Annotated in this window: 1 tRNA gene; it reads left to right on the top strand. The window is 46.6% G+C overall.

The annotated features are described in order from the left end of the window. Window positions 1–120 precede the first annotated feature (120 nt). Window positions 121–197: transfer RNA gene (locus TR08_RS24730), tRNA-Met, on the top strand. Window positions 198–264 lie beyond the last annotated feature (67 nt).

Genomic DNA, 264 nt, shown 5'->3' with positions numbered 1-264 from the left:
GGGCCTTAGCTCAGCTGGGAGAGCGCCTGCTTTGCACGCAGGAGGTCAGCGGTTCGATCCCGCTAGGCTCCACCAAAGTTTTTTGCATAGCAAAATGACTTACAATTTATTCAGATATTTGGCGGTGTAGCTCAGCTGGCTAGAGCGTTCGGTTCATACCCGAAAGGTCGGGGGTTCGACTCCCTTCGCCGCTACCAAGGTTTTTTACAAAGTAAAATAACCAAAGTTTTTTGCGCATCAAAATAACTTTCAATATATGTTTTC

Source organism: Neobacillus niacini, from assembly GCF_000759675.1.
Taxonomy (GTDB): domain Bacteria; phylum Bacillota; class Bacilli; order Bacillales; family Cytobacillaceae; genus Neobacillus; species Neobacillus niacini_A.
This window is presented reverse-complemented; position numbering and strand designations above follow the sequence as displayed.